Below are 21,957 nucleotides of genomic sequence, written 5' to 3'. Positions count from 1 at the left end.
CATGCGGATCTTCGACGGCATCGACTCGCTGACCGCCGCCATCGGCGAGCACCTGGGTTACAGCGACTGGTTCGAGATCACCCAGGAGCGCGTCCAGCTGTTCGCCGACGCCACCGGCGACCACCAGTGGATCCACCTCGACACCGAGCGGGCCGCGGCTGGGCCGTTCGGTGGCACCGTGGCCCACGGCTACCTGACGCTGTCGCTGCTGCCCATGCTCGGCCGCGGCGTCTACGAGTTCCGCGGCTTCGCCATGGGCGTCAACTACGGGCTCAACAAGGTGCGGTTCCCCAGCGCCGTGCGCGTGGGCGCCCGGGTGCGGCTCGGCGCGGAGATCGTGTCCGTGGCGCCGGTGGCCCTCGGCGTGCACGCGGTGATCGCTTACACGATCGAGATCGAGGGCGAGGCGAAGCCGGGCTGCGTCGCCGAGGCCGTCGTCCTGCTCGTCCCAGCGAAGGAGTCCGTGTGACCGACATCCGCGAGCGGGTCGCGGCTTTCCTCGCCGAGAACGACCCCGCGACGACCGATCGCCTCGACTTCCTGCGTGCCCGGTTCGACGCGGGGCTGGCGTGGGTGCACTACCCGGAGGGACTCGGCGGGCTCGGCGTGTCGCGGTCCGACCAGCAGACCGTGGAGGCGCTGCTGGCCGAGGCGGGTGCGCCGGACAACGACCCGCGGCGCATCGGCATCGGGCTGGGCATGGCGGCGCCGACGATCCTGGCGTTCGGGTCCGACGAGCTGAAGCGGCGGCTGCTGCGTCCACTATGGACCGGCGAGGAAGTGTGGTGCCAGCTCTTCAGCGAGCCCGGCGCGGGTTCGGACCTGGCCGCGCTGGGCACCCGCGCGCGCCGCGACGGCGAGGACTGGCTGGTCACCGGGCAGAAGGTGTGGACGTCGAGCGCGCACACCGCGCGCTGGGCGATCCTGGTGACGCGGACCGACCCGGACGTGCCGAAGCACTCGGGCATGACGTACTTCGTGTGCGACATGACCGACCCGGGCGTCGAGGTGCGGCCGCTGCGGCAGATCACCGGCGAGGCCGAGTTCAACGAGGTGTTCCTCACCGACGTGCGCATCCCCGACGCGCACCGGCTCGGCGAGGTCGGCGACGGGTGGCGGGTCGCGCAGACGACGCTGATGAACGAGCGGGTCGCCATCGGCGGCAGGCCGATCCCGCGTGAGGGCGGGATGATCGGCGTGGTCGCCGACACCTGGCGCGCCAACCCGGACCGTCGCACACCGGAGGCGCACGACCGGTTGCTGAGGCTGTGGGTGGAGTCGGAGGCGCTGCGGCTGGCCGGGATTCGATTGCGGCAGCAGCTGACCAGCGGCTCCCCCGGCCCGGAGGGGTCGGCGATGAAGCTGGCGTTCGCCCGGCTCGCGCAGGAGCTCTCCGGCTTGGAACTGGAGATCACCGGCGACGGGTTGCGCTACGACGACTGGACGCTGCGCAGGCCCGACAAGGTCGACTTCATCGGCCGCGAGGCGGGTTACCGCTATCTGCGCGCCAAGGGGAACTCCATCGAGGGCGGCACCTCGGAGATCCTGCGCAACATCATCGCCGAGCGCGTCCTCGGCCTGCCGTCCGAACCTCGGGTCGACAAGGACGTCGCGTGGAAGGACCTCCCCAAATGACAGACCCCAACCTGCTTTCCACCGATGTCGAAGAGTCCCTACGCGCAGGCGTTCGGGAACTGTTGGCCGACAAGTCGGACCCGGCGACCGTGCTGAGCCGGGTCGAGTCCGATCCCTACGACCGCGGCCTGTGGACGACGCTGGCCGAGCTGGGCGCGACCTCGCTGCCCATCCCGGAGGCACTCGGCGGGCAGGGCGCGGGCTGGCGGGAGGCGGCGGTGGTCGCCGAGGAACTGGGCCGTTCTGTCGTTCCTGCCCCGTTCCTGAGCAGCGCGGTGCTGGCCACGGCGGCGCTGCTCGAACTCGACGACGACAACGCGCGGGCCGCGCTCGGCCGGATCGCCTCGGGCGAATCGGTCATCGTGCTCGCCATCCCCCTGTCCTCGATGACCGTGGATGTAGACGGGTCGCTCGCCGGGACCGTTCGGACGGTGGCCGACGCCACGATCGCCGACCAGTTCCTCGTCCCCGCCGACGGCGCTCTGCACCTGGTCGACGCGGCGAAGGTCGAGCCCGTGGTGTCACTCGACTTGACCCGGCCGATCGCCGACGTGACCTTCGACGGCACCGGGACACGGCTCAGCGGGGACTCGCGGTCCGCTGTGGACAGTGCGCTGCGGGCGGGGGCGGCGATGCTGGCCGCCGAGCAGGTCGGGATCGCCGACTGGTGCCTGACCACGACGGTCGCCTACCTCAAGCAGCGCTACCAGTTCGGCAGGCAGGTCGGCGGGTTCCAGGCGCTCAAGCACCGGCTGGCCGACCTGTGGCAATCGATCGCGCTGGCCAGGGCGGCGGCGCTGAACGCGGCCGACGCGCTCGCGACCGGGCAGGACGTGGCCGTGGCGGTCGCGGTGGCCCAGTCGCTGTGCTCGACCGTGGCGGTGAAGGCCGCGGAGGAGGCGGTCCAACTGCACGGCGGGATCGGGATGACCTGGGAGCACCCAGCCCACCTGTTCCTCAAGCGCGCCAAGGCCGACGAGTTGGCGCTCGGCACGCCGGGCCGTCACCGGGCAGCGCTCGCGCCGTTGGTGAACCTCCCCGCATGAACGAGCTTGCGAGCGAATCATCGACACAGTGCGCCCGCGCACGCCACCGAGCGTGCGAGGTGGCCGAGTGAACGACATAGTCGCCGACCAGTTCCCGGCGGTGACCGCCGCGGCGGCCCGCAGGCTGATGGCCGCCGCGGTGGACTCGTTCAGCGAGCGCGGCTACCACGCCACGACGACCCGGGACATCGCGACCGCGGCCGGGATGAGCCCGGCCGCGCTCTACGTCCACTTCCCCTCCAAGGCGGCTGTGCTGGCCGCGATCAGCCGCAACGGGCACGAGCAGGCGCTGGCGCTGGTCGAGGCCGCCGCGGCGGGTGCGGGCGACCCACCGGCCAGGATGCGCGTGCTGGTGGCGGAGATGGCCGCCTGGCACGCCACCCGGCACCAGATCGCCCGGATCGTCCAGTACGAGATCAACGCGCTCCCGGACGCCGATTACGCCACGGTGGCCGACCTGCGGGTGCGGACCGAGCGCGTCGTGCGGGCGCTGATCGCCGAAGGCGTCGCCGGAGGGCACTTCGACTGCGACGCGCGGACGGCGGCGCGGGCGGTGCTGTCGCTGTGCGTCGACATCGCGCGCTGGTACACCGAGGGCAGCAAGCCCGGCCCGGAGCAGCTCGGCGCGCGGTACGCGACCCTCGCGCTGGCGATGCTCGGTCACCGCGGCGCGTAGTCGGGAAGCGCGACGTCGGCGCTGACCTTCTTGCCCTCCTTGATCATGAAGTCCATGACCCGGCGGCTGCCCATCAGCTTGTCCCGCAACCGGATCCCGTGCGCCGTGCGCGGAGCCAGGAACCGGCCTGTGCGGTCGCCGCCGCGCTGGCACCGTTGGGCGTAGGCACGCAGGACCCGCTCGTAGCGGGTGAACGCGCCGCGGTGGTCGTCCGGGGTCGCGGCCAGCTCGCCCGCCAGGATGTACGCCGCGACGATGGCGGTGCCGGTGCCCATGCCGCCCAGCGTCGCGCCGCACGCGGCGTCTCCGACCAGGGCCACCCGGCCCGTCGACCACGTGGGCACGTCGACGCGGCTGATCGAGTCGAAGTACAGGTCGTCGGCGTCGGCGAGGGTCGACATCAGTCGGGGCACCTGCCAGCCGACGCCCGCGTAGGCGGCGGTCAGCAGTTCTTTCTGCCGGTCGGTGTCGCGCCGGTCGTAGGACAGCCGCGGTGAGGCGAACACGCAGAGCGCGCTCGCGCGGCTCGGGTCGCGGCGGTCGGCGCCGATCCCGGCGACCCGGCCCGGCGCGTTGTGCAGGGTCGACCCCGGCCCGACGCCGAGCCAGTTGGGCAGGTCCCACCCGGCGACGTAGTAGCCGAGGTGCCGCACGTAGGCGTCGTCCGGCCCGAACGCCAGGCCACGGACAGCCGAGTGCATCCCGTCGGCGCCGATGACCAGGTCGAACTCGCGCTCGATCCCCGACGCGAACCGGACCAGCACCCGGTCGCCGACTTCCGAGAGCCCCGTGATCGAGTCGCCGAACCGGTATTCGGCGAGGTCCCGACCCGCCTCGTACAAGACCGCGGCGAGGTCCGACCGCAGGATCTCCAGCTCACCGCCCGCGAAGTCGCCGGGCAGGGTGAGCCGCGGCCGCCCCGCGGCGTCGACGAAGCGCATCGGGCTGCCGCCGGTCTGGCGCCGCCGCAGCTCGGGCAGCACGCCCATCCGGTCCAGCACGTCCAGATGCGCCTGGCCGCGGAAGTCGACCGCGTAGCCGCCCCCGCGCAGCGCGGGCGCCACCTCCACCACGGTCGGCTGAAAGCCGAGCCTGCCGAGCCAGCACGCCAGCGCGGGCCCGGCCACGCTCGCCCCGGAGATCAGCACGTCACCCATCGTCGACTCCCCTCGACCGAAACTGTGTCCACCGGACACTAACTGTATATGGTAGACACAGTTCATGGCGAACGTGATCGACCTGCTGTGGGGTCCCCGGGCCACACCCAGCCGCGGCCCCAAACCCGGGCTGACGGTGGAGCGGATCGCGGCCTCCGCCATCGCGATCGCCGACGCCGAGGGCCTCGACGCCGTGTCGATGCAGCGGGTGGCTGCCGACGTCGGGGTCACGAAGATGGCCATCTACCGCTATGTCCCCGGCAAAGCCGAGCTGGTCGCGCTCATGGCCGACATCGCCGTGGGACCGCCGGACTTCGCGGCGGCGGACGGCTGGCGGGCCGGGCTCACCGCCTGGGCCGAAGCCCTGCTCCCCCGGTTCAAGCGGCACCGCTGGCTGCTCGCGGCCACCGTCGGACCGCGGGCCGTCGGGCCGAACGAACTGGCGTGGCTCGACCGCGGCATCGCCATCCTCGACGGCACCGGGCTCGGTGGGGCCGAGCGGATGGACGCCGTCGTCGTGGTGGTCGGCCACCTGCGGACCATCGCCGAGCAGTCCGAGTCGTCCGAACGTCAGCTCGGCGCGGTCATCGCCGAGGTCATGGCCACCCGCGCGGCCGAGTTCCCCGCGTTGGGCGCCGCGCTCGCCGACGGCGGACGCCGGGACGACGCGCTCGCCTTCGGGCTCGCGCGCATCCTCGACGGGCTAGGTGTCCTGATCGACAGCCGCTAGACGATCTGGACCTCGACGCCCTCGGCCTCGAACGCGGCGACGACCTCGGCGGGCGCGGTCTCGTCGGTGATCAGGACGTCCAGGACGGTCGTGGGGCAGATCTGGGCGAAGGCGTGCTTGCCGAGCTTCGAACCGTCGGCGACGCACACGACCTGGCGCGCGCGTTCGGTCATCAGGCGGTTGATGCTGGCCTCGCCCTCGTGGTGGGCGTAGGCGCCGCGTTCCGGGTCGACGGCGTCGACGCCGAGGAACACGATGTCCAGGGTGACCTCGCCGAGGATCTTGGTCGCCAGCGGACCACTGAGCTCGAAGGACTGCGGGCGGGCCACTCCCCCGGTGACGACGATCTTCACGTGCGGGCGGACCGCCAGCTCGTTGGCGATGTTCAGCGCGTTGGTGACCACGGTGACGCCCGGCTCGTCCGACTGGGCGAAGTCGGGGCGGATGGCCAGGGCGCGGCCGATCTCGGTGGTCGTCGTGCCGCCGTTGAGGCCGACGACGGCGCCGCGGGCGACCATCGCCGCGGCGGCCTTGCCGATGCGCTCCTTCTCGGAGGCGTGGCGGGCGGTCTTGTAGCGCAGCGGCAGGTCGTAGGCCACGTTGTTGGCGACGGCGCCACCGCGGGTCCTGGTCAGCAGCTGCTGCTCGGCGAGGTGGTCGAGGTCGCGGCGGATCGTCGCGGCGGACACGTCAAGGTCCCGCGCCAAGTCCTCGACGTCGACCTTGCCGCTCTGCCCGAGCAGATCGAGCAGTGTGCTGAGTCGCTCGTAACGGTCCACAGCCAAACCTCCCCTTCGCACCGCCATCCGATCATGGGCGGCGGTGCAAAGTATCGCCTTGTGGGACCGTATTCAACGTCCGGCGCGGCCGCGAACCGAGCAAAATCGCGCAATGGCGTTGTCTGTGACGCAGACCTCGCCTACAGCGTTGACAGAGGCAGCAGTTTCGGCGTCCACACCCCGTCGTGCGCGCGGCCCGTTTCGAGCCGCTCCGCGGGGACGGTTCCGTAGGTCGTGGTGCGCTGCCGGGACGGCCTGCCCGCCGCGGCCGCCAGCGCCTCCAGGCCCGCGATCGTCTTGTAGCTGCCGTTGTCGCTGCCCGCCATGCGGCTGATGGTCTCCTCCATCAGCGTGCCGCCGAGGTCGTTGACGCCGCCGCGCAGCACCTCCACGACCCCTTCGTCGCCGAGTTTGACCCAGCTGGTCTGGATGTTCTTGATCCGGCCGTGCAGCAGGATCCTGGCCAGCGCGTGCACCGCCCGGTTCTCCAGGCGGGTCGGGCCCGGCCGGGCGATCCCGGCGAGGTAGAGCGGGGCGTTGGTGTGCACGAACGGGAGCAGGACGAACTCGGTGAACCCGCCGGTGCGCTGCTGGATCTCGCCGATCAGCTTCAGGTGCGCGACCCAGTGGGCGGGGGTGTCGACGTGGCCGTACATCATCGTCGAGGTGGTCGGGATGCCCAGGTCGTGGGCGGTGGTGACGACCTCGATCCAGGTGGCGGTGGGCAGTTTGCCCTTGGTGAGGACCCAGCGGACCTCGTCGTCGAGGATCTCGGCGGCGGTGCCGGGCAGCGAGTCGACCCCGGCCTCGTGCGCGGCGGTCAGCCAGTCGCGAATGGACAGATCGGTGCGGCTGGCGCCGTTGACGACCTCCATCGGGGAGAACGCGTGGACGTGCAGGCCGGGCGCGCGGCGCTTCACCTCGGCGGCGATGTCGAAGTACGCGGTGCCGGGCAGGTCGGGGTGGATGCCGCCCTGCATGCAGACCTCGGTGGCGCCCACCGACCACGCCTGCTCGGCGCGCTGGCCCACCTGGTCGAGGGACAGGGTGTAGGCGTCGGCGTCGGTGCGGCGCTGAGCGAAGGCGCAGAACCGGCAGCCGGTGTAGCAGACGTTGGTGAAGTTGATGTTGCGCGTGACGACGTAGGTGACCTCATCGCCCACGGCGTCGCGGCGCAGCCCGTCCGCCAGGTCGGCCAGCGCCTCGATCTCGGCGCCCTCCTGGGCCGAGATGAGCACGAGCGCGTCGTCGGTGGACAGCTCGGCCGGGGCCTTCTCGGCGTGGCGCAGGGCCGCGCTGAACTCGGGGCGGAGCAGGCCGGTGCCGACCGGCAGCGCGCTGGGCTGGTGGACTTGGCCGCGGAGCTCGTCCCAGTCGCCGTAGACGGAGTCGAAGTCGTCGCGGCGGTCGCTGGTGCGACCCTCGGTGTCGATCGCGGTGTTCAGGTCGGTGCGGCCGGTGGCGGTCAGCGCGACCTCGGGTTCCTGCCACGGTCTGCCGACCAGCGGGGCGTCCTCGACGGCCAGGCCGGTGACCGGGTCGGCCAGCGCGGCGACGTGGGCGCTCAGGCGCGGGTCGAGCCAGGGTTCGCCGCGCTGGATGTACTCCGGGTAGATCGTCAGCCGCTCGGCCAGCCGGAATCCCGCCTCGGCGGTCTGCGCGGCGAGGGCGTCGATCTGCGGCCAGGGGCGCTCGGGGTTGACGTGGTCGGGGGTCAGCGGGGACACGCCGCCCCAGTCGTCGATGCCCGCGCGCAGCAGCAGGCCGAACTCGCCGCCGATGAGGTTCGGCGGCGCCTGGATGCGGGCCTTCGGGCCGAGCACCACGCGGGCGACGGCGACCGTCGCGGCGAGTTCTTCGGCCTCGGCGTCCGGCATCCCGCGCATCGCCGTGTCGGGCTTGGCGCGGAAGTTCTGCACGATGACTTCCTGGACGCCGCCGTAGCGCCGCGCGACGCCGCGGATGGCGAACAGGGACTCGACGCGCTCGGCCAGGGTCTCGCCGATGCCGATGAGGACGCCGGTGGTGAACGGGACAGCCGAGCGGCCCGCGTCCTCCAGCACGCGCAGCCGGACCGCGGGCTCCTTGTCGGGCGAGCCGTAGTGCGGGCCGCCCGGCTCGGACCACAGGCGGGTCGCGGTGGTCTCCAGCATCATGCCCATCGACGGCGCCACCGGCTTGAGCCGCTGCAGGTCGGTCCAGCTGAGCACGCCCGGGTTGAGGTGCGGCAGCAGGCCGGTCTCCTCCAGCACCCGGATCGCCATGGCGCGGACGTAGGACAGCGTGTCGGGGTAGCCCGCGGCCTCCAGCCAGTCGGCGGCGGCGGTCCAGCGGTCCTCGGGGCGGTCGCCGAGGGTGAACAGGGCTTCCTTGCAGCCCATCGCCGCACCGGCGCGGGCGATGTCGAGGACCTCGTCGGGGCTGAGGAACGGCGCGGGCAGCTTGTGCGGGACGGTCGCGAAGGTGCAGTAGTGGCAGCGGTCGCGGCAGAGCCTGGTCAGCGGGATGAAGACCTTGCGGGAGTAGGTGATCACCCCGGGGCGGCCCGCGGCGGCCAGGCCGGCGTCGCGCTGCCGGGAGGCCGTGTCGAACAGGTCGGCGAGGTGCTCGCCGCGGGCGTGCAGCAGCACCTCCGCCTCGACCTGGTCGATCGCGACGCCGTCACGGGCGCGGCGCAGGGCGCGGCGCAGCGCGGAGTCGGTCGGCACGACAGGGGTCACGGACACCTCCAGGGAGCGGATTCGTCCAACCTACTTTCTGGGTCGGACGAAATCGCGGCTCACCTGTGGGTGAGACAGCTCACCGCGCGCGGTCGGCGGCGATGACGGCCAGCAGCAGCCCGCCGAGCAGGCCGAGGTTCTTGGCGAAGTGCACCTGTTCCTGCTTGGCGACCGCGGCGTCCTTCTCGGCCCAGAACTGGTGGGCGCCGAGGGTGGTGGGGACCAGGCTGGCGAACAGCAGCACGGCCGATGCCTTCGGGAAGCGGCCCAGCGCGAGCGCGGCGCCCGCGCCGACCTTCACCGCGCCGTCGAGCCGGACGAGCGTGTGCGCGTCGCCGGGGAGCTTGTCGAGCAGCGGCTTGGCCTGCTCGGCGTGCGCGGCCGGGTCGCGCAGGGACTCAAGGCCACCCCCGATGAAGATGGCGGCGAGCATGGGTCGGGCGAGCCTGCGCAGCAACATGCGGCCGATCATGGCCCGGCGGACTCGAGAACCGGTCGAGCGTCAGCGGGCCAAGACCTTCTTGGCCTTCTTGGGCACGTCGGCCACGGTCTCGGCCACCGTCTCCCCGGTTTCGCGCGCCCAGTCGCCGACCTCATGGGCGGTGTGGCGGGCGCGCCAGCCGAGCGACGGCTTGCCCGCGGTGTCGGCGGAGGCGAGCAGGAGGCCGCCGAAGAGGCCCAGGTTCTTGGTGAACTGGACCTGCTGCTGCTGGCGGACGGCCGGGTCCTTCTCGTCCCAGAACCGGTGGGTGGCCAGCGTGGTCGGCACGAGGCCGCCCGCGAGGGCCAGCGCGGAGAGGCGGGGGAACTTGCCGAGCGCCAGGAGCACCCCGGCGCCGACCTTGATCGCGCCGTCGATGCGGACGAGCGTGACCGGGTCACTGGGGATCTGCTCGGGCAGCTTGCCTTTCAGCCCGTCGAGCAGCGGTTTGGCCGCCTCCGCGTGCGCCTCGGACGCCTTGAGCGCGTCGATGCCGCTGGAGATGAAGATGGCGGCGAGCAGGGGCCGGGCCAGCCTGCGCAGGATCATCGGAATCCGTCCTCTCACTTCTTCGTCCGCGCGACGAGGTCGCGCACGTAGTCCAGCTCACCGCATCCGGCTTCGATCCGCGCGTCGCGCGCCTCGACGAAGGCGGCGCCCAACTCGGCGCGACGCGCCTCGGGGACGGTCTCGCGGGCGTCGCTGAGGATGGTGCGCTCCTCCTCGTCGAGGTGGTGGGCGACGGCCTTGACCAGCTCGCCGAGCTGCTCCTCCCACGCGTCGGACTCGGTGTCCTCGATCTCCAGGAGCGCGAGCAGTTCCTCGTTGCCCTCGGCGTGTTCCTCGGCGCCGTGCTCGACTTCCTCGTCGGTGATGTCCTTGAACCGACGCAGCGCCGGGTAGACCTCGGCCTCCTCGGCCTCGGCGTGCGCGACGAGCCGGGTCGACAGCTCGTCGAGGAGCTTGCCGCGGTCGTTGGTGCGGTCGCGCAGGTCGCGGAACAGGTCCTCGAACCGGCGGTGGTCGGCGAGGATCAGGTCGAGTACATCGGTCGTCATACCTGGTCGGGTACCCCCAGACCGGCGAGGTCAACCCCGGTGGCGGGCAGCAGGGGCAGGCGGACGGCCGGGGTGGCGATGCGGCCTCGGGCGTGCAGGACGGCCTTGATGACGGTCGGGTTGGGCTGGGCGAACAGCTTGGCGGAGAGGTCGGCGAGGTCGTGGCCGAGTGCCCGGGCGCGGTCCGCCTCGCCCTTGCGCCAGGCGGTGACGAGGTCGGCGAAGTCACCCGTTCGGATGTGCGCGGAGGCCAGGATTCCGCCTTCGGCGCCGAGGGCGAGCAGCGGTGAGGCGAGGACGTCGTCGCCCGCGAGGACGGCGAACCCGGGCGGGCGGTTGCCGAGGATCGCGACGGTGTCCTGGTCGATGGCGCCGACGCTGTGCTTGGTGCCCGCGATTCCGGGGAGGTTGGCGATTTCGAGGACGGTTCGGGCGGAGAGGGTGAGGCCGGTTCGGTAGGGGACGTTGTAGACGATCAGGGGGAGCTTGCCGGTGAGTGCGCGGAAGTGCTCGACGACCCCCGCCTCGGAGGGGCGGGTGAAGGGCGGGACGAGGGTCAGGGCGGCGGTGATCTCCGGCCGGGTCAGCTCGGCGAGTTCGGCGACGGACTTGGCGGTGGCGTTGTAGCCCGCTCCGACGATGAGGGGGACGTGGCGCTCGCGGGCGACGGCCGCGCAGACGTCGATGATCGCGGCCTTCTCGTCCGGTTCGAGGGTGGCGACCTCGGCGGTGGTCCCCAGGGCGACCAGGCCCGCGGCACCGTCCTGGATGACCTGGTGGGCGAGATCGGCCAGGGCGTCGAGGTCGACGGTGTCGGCGGCGGTGAAGGGCGTGATGAGGGGGACGTAGATGCCTGCGAGCTCCATGGAGACGAGACTGGTGCCCGACCGCGGCCGGGCACCAGTTCACGTTTCTTAACAGGCTCGTTAGCGCTACTCCGAGCCCGCTTCGATGTCGCCCTCGACCTGGAGGTACAGCTCCTGGAGCTGCTGGAGGGTCGCCGGGTCCGGTTCGGCCCACATCTTGCGTTCGGCGGCTTCCAGCAGGCGCTCGGCGATGCCGTGCAGGGCCCACGGGTTGGACTCGGTGAGGAACTTGCGGTTCTCCGGGTCCAGCGCGTAGGTCTGCGCCAGCTTGTCGTACATCCAGTCCGCGACGACGCCGGTCGTGGCGTCGTAGCCGAACAGGTAGTCGACGGTGGCGGCCAGCTCGAAGGCGCCCTTGTAGCCGTGGCGGCGCATGGCTTCGATCCAACGGGGGTTGACGACGCGGGAGCGGAAGACGCGGTTGGTCTCCTCCTCCAGCGACCGGGTCCGCACCGACTCCGGGCGGGTGCTGTCGCCGATGTACGCGGCCGGGGCGCGGCCCGTCAGCGCGCGGACGGTCGCGACCATGCCGCCGTGGTACTGGTAGTAGTCGTCGGAGTCGGCGATGTCGTGCTCGCGGCTGTCGACGTTCTTGGCGGCCACGGCGATGCGCTTGTACGCCGACTCCATGTCCTCGCGGGCCGGGGCGCCGTCCAGCTCGCGGCCGTAGGCGAAGCCGCCCCACACCGCGTAGACCTCGGCCAGATCGGAGTCGTCGCGCCAGTTGTGGCTGTCGATCAGGGGCAGCAGGCCCGCGCCGTACGCGCCGGGCTTGGAGCCGAAGATGCGGGTCGTGGCGCGCCGCTCGTCCTTGTCGTTGTCCGCCAGCACATGCGCACGAACGTAGTTGTCCTCATTGGACTCGTCGAGCGCGGCGACCAGGCGGACGGCGTCGTCCAGCAGGTAGACCACGTGCGGGAAGGCGTCGCGGAAGAAGCCGGAGATGCGGACCGTGACGTCGATGCGGGGGCGGCCCAGTTCGGCCAGCGGGATCACGTCCAGCCCGCTCACCCGCCGGGACGCCTCGTCCCACACCGGGCGCACGCCCATCAGCGCCAGCACTTCGGCGATGTCGTCGCCCGCGGTGCGCATGGCCGAGGTGCCCCACACCGACAGGCCGACCGAGCGCGGGTACTCCCCCGTGTCGGTCTTGTAGCGGGCGACCAGGGACTCGGCCATCGCCGAACCGGTCTCCCACGCGAGCCTGCTGGGGATGGCCTTCGGGTCGACCGAGTAGAAGTTCCGGCCGGTCGGCAGCACGTTCACCAGGCCGCGCAACGGCGAGCCGCTCGGGCCGGGCGGAACGAAGCCGCCTTCCAGCGCGTGCAGGACATGGGTGATCTCGTCGGTCGTGCGGGCCAGCCGCGGCACCACCTCGACGGCGGCGAAGGTCAGGACCTCCGTCACCGCCTCGTTCTCCGCCCCGAGGACATCCCGGGTGACCTGGCGGGCCTCGTCGGCCGACCAGCCGTGGTTCTCCATCGCCTCGATGAGCGCCAAGGCCAGCGCGTCGATCTCGTCGACCTTCACCCGCGCTTCGGAGCCGTCCTCGGCCAGGCCCAGCGCCTCACGCAGGCCGGGCAGCGCCGAGGCCTTGCCGCCCCACATCTGGCGGGCGCGCAGCATCGAGTTGACCAGGTTGACCCGCGCGGCACCGACCGGCGCGTCGCCGAGGGTGTGCAGGCCGTCGCGGATCTGGACGTCCTTGATCTCGCACAGCCAGCCGTCGAGGTGGAGCAGGAAGTCGTCGAACTCGGCGTCGTGCGGGCGGTCGTCGACCCCGAGGTCGTGGTCGAGCTTGGCGGCCTGGATGAGGGTCCAGATCTGGGCGCGGATGGCGGGCAGCTTGGCCGGGTCCATCGCGGCGATGTTGGAGTGCTCGTCGAGCAGCTGCTCCAGCCGGGCCAGGTCGCCGTAGCTCTCGGCGCGCGCCATGGGCGGCACGAGGTGGTCGACCAGGGTGGCGTGGGCGCGGCGCTTGGCCTGGGTGCCCTCGCCCGGGTCGTTGACCAGGAACGGGTAGATCAGTGGCATGTCGCCCAGGGCCGCGTCGGTGCCGCAGGAGGCGGACATGCCCAGGTTCTTGCCCGGCAGCCACTCCAGGTTGCCGTGCTTGCCCAGGTGGATCATGGCGTGCGCGCCGAAGCTGCCCGCCACCCAGCGGTAGGCGGCCAGGTAGTGGTGGCTGGGCGGCAGGTCAGGGTCGTGGTAGATCGCGACCGGGTTCTCGCCGAAGCCGCGCGGCGGCTGCACGATCAGCACGACGTTGTCGGCTTGGAGCGCGGCGAGGACGATCTCGCCTTCTGGGTCGTTCGAGTGGTCGACGAACAGGGTGCCCGGCGCGGGACCCCAGTGCTCCTCCATCGACTCGCGCAGGTCGGCGGGCAGCGTGTCGTACCAGCCGCGGTACTCGGCGGCCGAGATGCGCACGGGGTTGCCGGAGAGCTGCTTCTCGGTGAGCCAGTTCGGGTCCTGGCCGCCCGCCTCGATCAGCGCGTGGATCAGCGCGTCGCCGTCACCCGCGCTGACGCCGGGCAACTCGCCGACGGTGTAGCCGGCGTCCTTCATGGCGGTGAGCAGCTTGATCGCGCTGGCCGGGGTGTCGAGGCCGACGGCGTTGCCGATGCGGGCGTGCTTGGTCGGGTACGCCGACAGCATCAGCGCGACCTTGCGCTCGGCGGGCGGCACGTGGCGCAGCGTCGCGTGCTTGACCGCGATCCCGGCGACCCGGGCGGCGCGCTCGGCGTCGGCGACGTAGACCGACAGGCCGTCCTTGTCCTGTTCCTTGAAGGAGAACGGGACGGTGATGATCCGGCCGTCGAACTCGGGCACGGCGACCTGGGTGGCGGTGTCCAGCGGTGACAGGCCGTCGTCGCTCTCCTCCCACGTCGCGCGGCTGGAGGTCAGGCACAGGCCCTGCAGGATCGGGATGTCCAGCGCGGCCAGCGCGCCGACGTCCCAGGCGTCCTCGTCGCCACCGGCCGACGCGTCGGCCGGGCGGGTGCCGCCCGCGGCCAGGACGGTGACGACCAGGGTGTCGACGGTGCCGAGGACGTCGAGCAGGTCCTGGGGCGCGGTGCGCAGGGAGGCGCAGTAGACGGGGACGGCCTGGCCGCCCGCGTCCTCGACCGCCGAGGCCAGCGCCTCGACGAACGCGGTGTTCCCGGCGATGTGGTGGGCGCGGTAGTAGAGGATGCCGACCTTCGGGCCTTCGGTGCGCCGCGCGGCGCGCTCCAGCGGACCCCACACGGCGAGCTCGGCGGGCTTGGCGAAGCCCTCACCGGTCAGCAGCAGCGTGTCGGACAGGAAGTGGAACAGCTCCCGCAGGTTGTCGGCGCCGCCGTGCGCGAGGTAGCTGTGTGCCTCCGCGACGACACCGACCGGCACGGTCGAGCACTCCATCAGCTCGGCGTCGGGGGCCTGCTCGCCGCCGAGGACCACGACCGGCCGCGGGCCCGCGAGCAGCGCGTCGAGCCCTTCCTCCCAGGCGCGGCGGCCGCCGAGGAGGCGGACGACGACCACGTCGACGCCGTCGAGCAGGGCGGGCAGGTCGTCCACGCCGAGGCGGGCGGGGTTGCCGAGCCGGTAGTCCGCGCCACTGGCGCGCGCGGAGAGCAGGTCGGTGTCGGAAGTCGACAGGAGCAGGATCATGTTTCCCTTCCTGGGGTCCTCGCCCCGGGTAGTGGGTCGCGACGGCCGGAGTTCCTGGCTCCCGGACCGGATGAACCGATCCGGTGACAGTGGCGGGACCGCGCCGGACTCACACCGGCTTCCTCCGCTTGCCATCGCTTTGTCCGGCTCACCCTATATTCGGGCGGTGCCTCCTTCCCAGCGCCGTATGGGCGCCGATGCCTGCCCGGGTGCGCTCGACGTGCACCGGGCGGCTGACGGCGGTCTCGCGCGGGTCCGTGTGCCGGGCGGCGGACTGACATCCGCGCAGGTCAGGACCCTTGCCGGGGCTTCACGTGAGCTGGGCGACGGGACGCTGGAACTGACCTCCCGGGCCAACCTCCAGGTGCGTGGGCTGGCCGAGGGCGCCGAGGTCGAGCTGGGCGCGCGACTGGCCGAGGCGGGCCTGCTGCCGTCGCTGACGCACGAGAAAGTGCGCAACATCATGTCTTCGCCGCTCGGCCCGCCCGGGCTCGCGGCCGAACTCGACCACGAGCTGTGCGGGCGGGCCGATCTCGCCGCGCTGCCGGGACGGTTCCTGTTCGCCTTCGACGACGGTCGGGGCGACGTGGCCTGGCTCGGTGCGGACCTGGCCGCGCTGCCGGTCGACGACTCGGTGGCGATCCTGCTGGGCGGCGCCGACCACGGCGTCCGCGTCCAGCCCGACCAGGTGATCGAGACGATGCTGGCCGCCGCGGCGGCGTTCCTGGAGCTGCGTGACGAGCAGTGGCGCGTCGCCGAGCTGCCCGCCGAGCGCATCGCCTCGCTGTTCGACCGGACTTCGGAGCGAGTGACTGGCGAGCCGCCGGTAGTGGGGCCGATCGGACCTGTCGAGTTCGCCGACGGGAGCGCGGGCTTCGGCCTCGGCGCGCCGCTGGGCAGGCTGACGGCCGACCAGGCGGCGCGACTAGGTGACCTGGTGCTGACTCCGTGGCGGGGTTTCGTCGTCGCCGGCGGCGATCCTGGGATCGAAGGACTGATCGGTGACCCGGACTCGCCGTGGCTCGGGGTGACCGCGTGCACCGGGCGACCGGGCTGCGCGAAGTCGCTGGCCGACGTGCGGGCCGACGCGCGGCCCCTCGGGCGGCCCGCGCACTGGTCGGGGTGTGACCGGCGGTGCGGCAAGCCCGCCGGTGTGATGGATGTGGTGGCCACCGGGCGTGGCTACGCGGTGGACGGAAGGCTGGGACTTTGATCGACTACATCCGGGACGGCGCGGAGATCTACCGCCGCTCGTTCGCCACGATCCGGGCGGAGGCCGAGCTCGCGGCGCTGCCCGCCGACGTGGCCCGCGTCGCGGTCCGCATGATCCACGCCTGCGGGATGGTCGATCTGGTCGAGGACATCGCCTACTCCCCCGACGTCGTCGCCGCGGCCCGCGAGGCGCTGCTGGCGGGCGCGCCGATCCTGTGTGACGCGCACATGGTGGCCAGCGGCATCACCCGCAAGCGGCTGCCCGCCGACAACGAGATCATCTGCACGCTGTCCGACCCGAGCGTCCCGGACCTCGCGTCCACTTTGGACAACACGCGCAGCGCCGCGGCGCTGGAACTGTGGGGCGACCGGCTCGACGGCGCCGTCGTGGCGATCGGCAACGCGCCGACCGCGCTGTTCCGGCTGCTGGAGATGATCGACGAGGGCGCCCGGCCCGCGGCCGTGCTCGGCCTGCCGGTCGGGTTCATCGGCGCGGCCGAGTCGAAGGAAGCGTTGGCGGAGCACGGAAGCGTGCCGTATCTGGTGGTGCGGGGACGGCGGGGCGGCAGCGCCATGGCCGTCGCCGCGGTGAACGCGATCGCGAGTGAGCAGGAATGACGGGCACCCTCTACGGCGTCGGGCTGGGTCCCGGCGACCCGGATCTGATGACGGTCAAGGCCGCGCGGCTCATCGGCGAGGCGGACGTGATCGCCTACCACAGCGCGCGCCACGGCAAGTCGATCGCGCGCGGTGTCGCGGCCCGCTACCTGCGGGAAGGCCAGATCGAGGAGCAGTTGGTCTACCCGCTGACCGTCGAGACGACCGACCACCCGGGCGGCTACGCGGGCGCGATGGCCGAGTTCTACGAGCAGGCGGCGGCGCGGCTGGCCGTGCACTTGGACGCGGGCCGCGACGTCGTGGTGCTCGCCGAGGGTGATCCGCTGTTCTATGGGTCCTACATGCACATGCACAAACGGCTGTGCGGGCGGTACCGGACCGAGGTCGTGCCCGGGGTGACGTCGGTGAGCGCGGCGGCGGCTGTGTTGGGACGGCCGCTGGTCGAGGGCGAGGAAGTGCTGACGATCCTGCCCGGGACGCTGCCCGCTGAGGACCTGGCGCGGCACCTGGCTGCGACGGACTCGGCGGCGGTGCTGAAGCTGGGCCGCACGTTCGGCAAGGTGCGCGCGGCGTTCGAGGCCGCGGGCAAGCTCGACCAGGCGCGGTATGTGGAGCGGGCCACGTGGGAGCAGGGGCGCAGCCTGCCGCTGTCCGAAGTGGACCCGACGACGGTGCCGTACTTCTCGTTGGCCCTGCTGACGAGCCCGGTGAACGAGGGCGTGTCAGGGAGCGTGGCTTCGTTGGTCCCCGCGGAGGCTCAGGGTGAGGTAGTCGTCGTGGGCACCGGCCCGGCCGGGCGGCCCTGGCTGACGCCGGAGGCCCAGGAGGCGCTGACGGCGGCCGACGACCTGGTCGGCTACAAGACCTACCTCGACCGCGTCCCGCCGAACCCGCGCCAGCAGCGGCACGCCTCCGACAACCAGGTCGAGGCCGAGCGCGCCGCGTTCGCGCTGGACCTGGCCAAGCGCGGCCGCCGGGTCGCGGTGGTGTCCTCGGGTGACCCGGGTGTGTTCGCCATGGCGGCGGCGGTGCTGGAGGTCGCCACGGATCCACAGTGGACCGATGTGCCGGTGCGGGTGCTGCCGGGGCTGACCGCGGCGCAGGCCGTGGCTAGCCGGGTGGGCGCGCCGCTGGGCCACGACTTCTGCACGATCTCGCTGTCGGACCGGCTCAAGCCGTGGGACGTGATCACCAAGCGGCTCGCCGCGGTGGCGGAGGCCGACTTGGCGATCGCGATCTACAACCCGGCGTCGAAGTCGCGGACGTGGCAGCTCGGCGAGGCCCGTGACCTGCTGCTGAAGCACCGCTCCCCCGACACGCCCGTGGTGATCGGCCGGGACGTGGGCGGGCCGGAGGAGACGGTTCGGGTGCTCCGCCTGGCCGACCTCGACCCGGCCACCGTCGACATGCGGTGCCTGCTGCTGATCGGATCGTCGCAGACCAAGGTGGTCGAGCGCGGCGACGGCACCCAGGTCGTGTTCACCCCCCGGACATACCCGGGCTAGGCGAGTACCGCGATCAGGGCGGAGGCGATGTCGGCTTGGGGTGGCCCGACCGGCCACCACTCGCCGTCCTGGTCGCGGTAGGGGTACCAGCGGCCGTCGCGGCCCAGGCGGACTTGGGCGTCGCCGAAGGTCCAGTGGTTGTCGTGGACCTCGACGGCGCCCTCGACCGCCGCGGCCGCGGTGTCGGCGGCCCTCGCGGCGACGGCGGGCGGCGGGCGCCACGTGGTCGACAGCACGCGCAAGCCGTCGATGCCGCCGTTGCGCCACGCCGCCACCGAGCGGGGGTCGACGTCGAGGTCGACCGAGTAGACAGCGGCGTAGCGGACGAGGTCGGCGGTGCACGGCAGGTCGGGGACCTCGCCGACCATCAGCTGGCGAGCGCGGCTCGCCGCGTCCTTCGCCAGCAACGCGAGCGCGACCGGATCGATCCCTTCCGCGGCGGGCACGTCCAACTCGACCAGCGGCTCGTCGGGCACCGGGGGCGGATCTGGCAGCGGCACGAAAGGCTGCGCGAACGCCTCGGCCGCCGGGAACGTCGACACCCGCGACTGGAGATCCGCCAGCAAGTCGGCCGTCGCCTTGCCGCGCAACAGCAGCAGCACGAACGGGTCGGAGTCCAGCAGCCACGACACCTGGTAGGCGAGCGCGGCGGCGTGCCTGCACGGCAGTTCCCAGCCGGGGCACGTGCACTCCGGGTCGAGGTCGCCGAGGTCGGGCAGCAGCCGCACCCCGGCGTCGGCGGCGGCGTCGACCAGTTCGGCGGGCATGTCGCCGTCGAGCAGGGCGGCGATGTGGCCGGACTGGGTGGCGACCTGGTCGAGGAAGCGGCGCCATTCGGCTTCCGACAACGGTTCCAGCCGCATCACCGTCTGGTAGGTCGTGTCGTCCTCGTAGTCGCGCACGGAGGCCGACATGCGGCCCGCGCTGACGGTGATCGCGCCGACGTAGCCGCCGCGCGCGTACTTGCGGCCGTCGCGGAGCTGCCGCTCGTCGAGGGCCGAGTCCTCCATCGCCTTGATCCAGGCGCGGCCCCACCAGGTGCGGGCCATCGAACCGCGGCCGACCGGCGGGAAGGCGGGGAATCCGAGCGCGGTCATCGCAGCTCCACCAGGTCGGCCAGTTCGGCGTCGGACAGTTCGGTCAGCGCGGCCTCGCCGCCGGTCAGGATCGAGTCGGCCAGGTCGCGTTTGGTGGACAGCATCTCGGCGATGCGGTCCTCGACCGTGCCCTCCGCGATCAGGCGGTGCACCTGCACCGGCCGGGTCTGGCCGATCCGGTACGCACGGTCGGTGGCCTGGTCCTCGACGGCCGGGTTCCACCAGCGGTCGAAGTGCACGACGTGGTCGGCGCGGGTCAGGTTGAGGCCAGTCCCCGCGGCTTTGAGGGACAGCAGGAACACGGGGAATTCGCCGTCGCCGAACTGGCGGACCAGGTCCTCGCGGCGGGGCACGGGGGTGCCGCCGTGCAGCAGCGCGCAGGCGATGCCGCGGTCGCGCAGGTGCCGCTCGATGAGCCGGGCCATGGTCACGTACTGGGTGAACACGAGCACCGAGCCGTCCTCGGTGAGGATCGTGTCGAGCAGTTCGTCGAGGAGTTCGAGCTTGCCGGAGCGGCCGGTGAGCTTGGCGGACGGCTCTTTGAGGTACTGCGCGGGGTGATTGCAGATCTGCTTGAGGCCGGTGATCAGCTTCATCACCAGCCCGCGGCGGGCCATGCCGTCGGACGCGCGGATCTCGGCCATCGTCTCGCGGACGACCGCCGCGTAGAGCCCGGCCTGTTCGCGGGTGAGCGACACCGGCTGGTCGGTCTCGGTCTTCGGCGGCAGCTCCGGGGCGATCCCCGGGTCGGACTTGCGGCGCCGCAGCAGGAACGGGCGCACCAGCGCGGCCAGCCGGCGGGCCATGTCCTCGTCGCGGTCGGCCTCGATCGGCTTGGCCCAGCGGGCGCGGAAACCGGACAGCGTGCCGAGCAGGCCGGGGGTGGTCCAGTCGAGCACCGCCCACAGTTCCGACAGGTTGTTCTCGACGGGTGTGCCGGTCAGGGCGACGCGGGCGTCGGCCGGGATTGTCCGCAGCGCCTTGGCGGTGCTGGAGGACGGGTTCTTGACGTGCTGGGCCTCGTCGGCGACGAGCAGGCCCCACTGGTGGGCGGCGAGGCGTTCGGCGTCGAGGCGCATGGTGCCGTAGGTGGTCAGCACGAAGCCCTCGTCGGCCAGGGTGCGGGCGCCGCCGTGGAAGCGGCGGACTGGGACGCCCGGGGCGAAGCGGGCGATCTCGCGCTCCCAGTTGCCCAGCAGCGAGGCCGGGCACACGACCAGCGTCGGGCCGGACGCGCGGTGCAGGTGCAGGGCGATCAGGGTGATCGTCTTGCCGAGACCCATGTCGTCGGCGAGGCAGCCGCCGAGCCCGAGGGAGGTCATCCTGGCCAGCCAGCGGAGGCCGCGCAGCTGGTAGTCGCGCAGGGTCGCGGCCAGGCCGGGCGGCGCCTCGATCACTTCGGCGCCGGTGTCGGGGTCGGCGATACGGGCGCGGAGGGACTCCAGCCAGTCCGAGGTGACGACGTCGACGCGTTCGCCGTCGATCTCGGTGGTGCCGGTCAGCGCGACGGCGAGTGCCTCGACGGCGGTCACCGGTTTCAGGTCGCGCTCCCGCGCCTTGCGGGCGACGTCTGGGTCGACCAGCACCCACTGATCACGCAGCCGGACGACCGGACGGTGCGACTCGGCGAGCTGGTCGAGTTCGGCCTTGGTGAGCGGCTGGCCGCCCATCGCGAGCTGCCAGTCGAACGTGAGCAGCGCGCCTCCCCCCAGCGCCGAGCGCATGTCCGACGGCGCCGCGCCGCTGATCGCCGCGCGGGCGGTGATCGGGGCGAGCAGTTCCCGGGGCCAGTGCACCTCGACGCCCGCCGCGGTGAGCCGGGGCGCGAGCTGGAACAGCTCGGTGACGTCAGCGTCGTCGAGGACGACCCGATCGGGCACTCCCCGTGAAAGCAGCCGCTGCATCGGCGACCACACGCGCGCGGCGCGGCGGACCGCCATCGTCACGTCGACCCGGACCGAGCCGCCGCGATCCCACAGGTCGGCCACGTCGGCGACCACGGACGGGTCAGCCAGCGAGTGCGCCTGCACGACGGCGTGGAAGCGGCCCGCGGCGTAGTCGTCGCCGGGCACCTCGACGCGCAGCGAGATCCGCACGCCCGCGTCGAGCCCTGCCGACAGCTCGTCGGACCAGGCGCGCAGCCGGGGCGCCTTCACCGGCTTGCGGGCGGCGAACAGCGGACCGCCCGCGACGACCGGGGCGGCGGCCGTGCGGGGCATGCCGTCGGCGACCGCGTCGATGAACCCGCGGACCAGGGTGTGCGCGTCGGCGAGTTCGGCGGGCATCCGGCCGGGCACGGGGACGGCGCGCGCGGCGGCGGGCATGGCCTCGGCCAGCTCACGCAGGCGGTCGACATCACTCGGGTCGAGCGGTCCGGCACGCCACGAGTCGAACCCGTCGGGTGTGATGCCGGGCAGGATGCGGCCGCGGGCGACGAGCTGGAGGCCGACCAGCACGGCGGCTCCCCAGAAGGCCGCGGCCGGGTGTGCGTCGGCGCCCTTGCGCGCCTTGGTCAACACCGGGACGGCGGCGGCGACCGGCAGGCGGACGACCGGGACGGTCGTGGTGCCGCCGTCCGGTTCGGCGATGGTCAGCTCCCCCGCCGTGCCGACCCCGTCCGGCAGGTCGCCGTGGAAGGCGACCGAGCCCATCCGCGCGGGTTCACCTGGTTCGAACACAGCCGCGCAGCGCGCGAGCCGAGTAGCCGCTTCGGCCACGATCATGCA

The 21,957-nt window shown here is 72.6% G+C and carries 18 protein-coding genes and 1 riboswitch; of the genes, 8 read left to right on the top strand and 10 right to left on the bottom strand.

What is annotated here, in order from left to right; translation table 11 throughout:
- Position 1: 1 nt before the first annotated feature.
- The 4 genes from ACSHT8_RS03825 (at position 2) to ACSHT8_RS03810 (ending at position 3,357) form a co-directional block, all read left to right on the top strand.
- On the top strand, positions 2–469 hold the full coding sequence (locus tag ACSHT8_RS03825) for a MaoC family dehydratase (protein WP_436497710.1): 468 nt from the start codon (positions 2–4) through the stop codon (positions 467–469).
- Positions 466–1,635: an acyl-CoA dehydrogenase family protein gene (locus ACSHT8_RS03820; protein WP_436497708.1), complete on the top strand. Its 1,170-nt coding sequence runs from the start codon at positions 466–468 to the stop codon at positions 1,633–1,635. The genes ACSHT8_RS03825 and ACSHT8_RS03820 overlap by 4 nt, the downstream gene beginning before the upstream one ends.
- A complete protein-coding gene (locus tag ACSHT8_RS03815; protein WP_436497706.1) occupies positions 1,632–2,681 on the top strand; it encodes an acyl-CoA dehydrogenase family protein in 1,050 nt (349 codons plus the stop codon). The genes ACSHT8_RS03820 and ACSHT8_RS03815 overlap by 4 nt, the downstream gene beginning before the upstream one ends.
- 127 nt (positions 2,682–2,808) lie before the next feature.
- The gene (locus tag ACSHT8_RS03810; RefSeq protein ID WP_436501987.1) at positions 2,809–3,357 is read left to right on the top strand and encodes a TetR/AcrR family transcriptional regulator; all 549 of its coding nucleotides are present in this window, start codon (positions 2,809–2,811) and stop codon (positions 3,355–3,357) included.
- On the opposite strand, the gene ACSHT8_RS03805 is transcribed toward ACSHT8_RS03810, so the two are convergent.
- Positions 3,342–4,514, bottom strand: a complete 1,173-nt coding sequence (locus ACSHT8_RS03805) for an FAD-dependent monooxygenase (protein WP_436497704.1) — start codon at positions 4,512–4,514, stop codon at positions 3,342–3,344. The two genes, ACSHT8_RS03810 and ACSHT8_RS03805, sit on opposite strands and share 16 nt — an antisense overlap.
- Before the next feature lie 64 nt (positions 4,515–4,578).
- Here ACSHT8_RS03805 and ACSHT8_RS03800 point away from each other — a divergent pair, with 64 nt between their 5' ends.
- A complete protein-coding gene (locus tag ACSHT8_RS03800; protein WP_436497702.1) occupies positions 4,579–5,244 on the top strand; it encodes a TetR/AcrR family transcriptional regulator in 666 nt (221 codons plus the stop codon).
- Here ACSHT8_RS03800 and ACSHT8_RS03795 read toward each other — a convergent pair.
- From ACSHT8_RS03795 to cobN, 7 genes are all read right to left on the bottom strand, one after another.
- The gene (locus tag ACSHT8_RS03795; RefSeq protein WP_436497700.1) at positions 5,241–6,023 is read right to left on the bottom strand and encodes a DeoR/GlpR family DNA-binding transcription regulator; all 783 of its coding nucleotides are present in this window, start codon (positions 6,021–6,023) and stop codon (positions 5,241–5,243) included. The genes ACSHT8_RS03800 and ACSHT8_RS03795 overlap by 4 nt on opposite strands.
- Before the next feature lie 140 nt (positions 6,024–6,163).
- Positions 6,164–8,713 carry a bifunctional FO biosynthesis protein CofGH gene (locus ACSHT8_RS03790; RefSeq protein WP_436501986.1) on the bottom strand — a complete coding sequence of 850 codons (2,550 nt, stop codon included), beginning with the start codon at positions 8,711–8,713 and terminating at the stop codon, positions 6,164–6,166.
- 109 nt (positions 8,714–8,822) lie between these two features.
- Positions 8,823–9,203, bottom strand: a complete 381-nt coding sequence (locus ACSHT8_RS03785; RefSeq protein WP_436497698.1) for a DoxX family protein — start codon at positions 9,201–9,203, stop codon at positions 8,823–8,825.
- A 42-nt stretch (positions 9,204–9,245) separates the two neighbouring features.
- Positions 9,246–9,773: a DoxX family protein gene (locus ACSHT8_RS03780; protein WP_436501985.1), complete on the bottom strand. Its 528-nt coding sequence runs from the start codon at positions 9,771–9,773 to the stop codon at positions 9,246–9,248.
- Between the two features lie 14 nt (positions 9,774–9,787).
- A complete protein-coding gene (locus ACSHT8_RS03775) occupies positions 9,788–10,282 on the bottom strand; it encodes a hemerythrin domain-containing protein (protein WP_436497696.1) in 495 nt (164 codons plus the stop codon).
- The gene (locus ACSHT8_RS03770) at positions 10,279–11,148 is read right to left on the bottom strand and encodes a dihydrodipicolinate synthase family protein (RefSeq protein WP_436497694.1); all 870 of its coding nucleotides are present in this window, start codon (positions 11,146–11,148) and stop codon (positions 10,279–10,281) included. Before ACSHT8_RS03770 ends, ACSHT8_RS03775 begins: the two co-directional genes overlap by 4 nt.
- Positions 11,149–11,214: 66 nt before the next feature.
- The gene (gene cobN, locus ACSHT8_RS03765; protein ID WP_436497692.1) at positions 11,215–14,799 is read right to left on the bottom strand and encodes a cobaltochelatase subunit CobN; all 3,585 of its coding nucleotides are present in this window, start codon (positions 14,797–14,799) and stop codon (positions 11,215–11,217) included.
- 26 nt (positions 14,800–14,825) lie between these two features.
- Positions 14,826–14,962: riboswitch (cobalamin riboswitch) on the bottom strand.
- 3 nt (positions 14,963–14,965) lie between these two features.
- Between cobN and ACSHT8_RS03760 the strand changes: the two genes are divergently transcribed.
- From ACSHT8_RS03760 to cobJ, 3 genes are read left to right on the top strand one after another with little or no spacing between them, the layout of a single operon-like run.
- Positions 14,966–16,012, top strand: a complete 1,047-nt coding sequence (locus tag ACSHT8_RS03760; protein ID WP_436497690.1) for a precorrin-3B synthase — start codon at positions 14,966–14,968, stop codon at positions 16,010–16,012.
- Positions 16,009–16,629, top strand: coding sequence for a precorrin-8X methylmutase (locus tag ACSHT8_RS03755; RefSeq protein ID WP_436497688.1), 621 nt, complete (start codon positions 16,009–16,011; stop codon positions 16,627–16,629). The genes ACSHT8_RS03760 and ACSHT8_RS03755 overlap by 4 nt, the downstream gene beginning before the upstream one ends.
- Entirely contained in the window at positions 16,626–18,134 is a 1,509-nt protein-coding gene (cobJ, locus tag ACSHT8_RS03750) for a precorrin-3B C(17)-methyltransferase (protein ID WP_436497686.1), read from the top strand. Before ACSHT8_RS03755 ends, cobJ begins: the two co-directional genes overlap by 4 nt.
- Here cobJ and ACSHT8_RS03745 read toward each other — a convergent pair.
- Positions 18,131–19,231 (bottom strand): SWIM zinc finger family protein, encoded by a 1,101-nt coding sequence (locus tag ACSHT8_RS03745; RefSeq protein WP_436497684.1) that lies wholly within the window; start codon positions 19,229–19,231, stop codon positions 18,131–18,133. The genes cobJ and ACSHT8_RS03745 overlap by 4 nt on opposite strands.
- Entirely contained in the window at positions 19,228–21,954 is a 2,727-nt protein-coding gene (locus ACSHT8_RS03740) for a DEAD/DEAH box helicase (RefSeq protein WP_436497682.1), read from the bottom strand. The genes ACSHT8_RS03745 and ACSHT8_RS03740 overlap by 4 nt, the downstream gene beginning before the upstream one ends.
- Positions 21,955–21,957 lie beyond the last annotated feature (3 nt).

The organism is Actinokineospora sp. HUAS TT18, assembly GCF_051364635.1.
Lineage (GTDB): Bacteria > Actinomycetota > Actinomycetes > Mycobacteriales > Pseudonocardiaceae > Actinokineospora.
The sequence above is the reverse complement of the archived record's forward strand: the minus strand, read 5'-3'. Positions and strand labels throughout refer to the sequence as shown.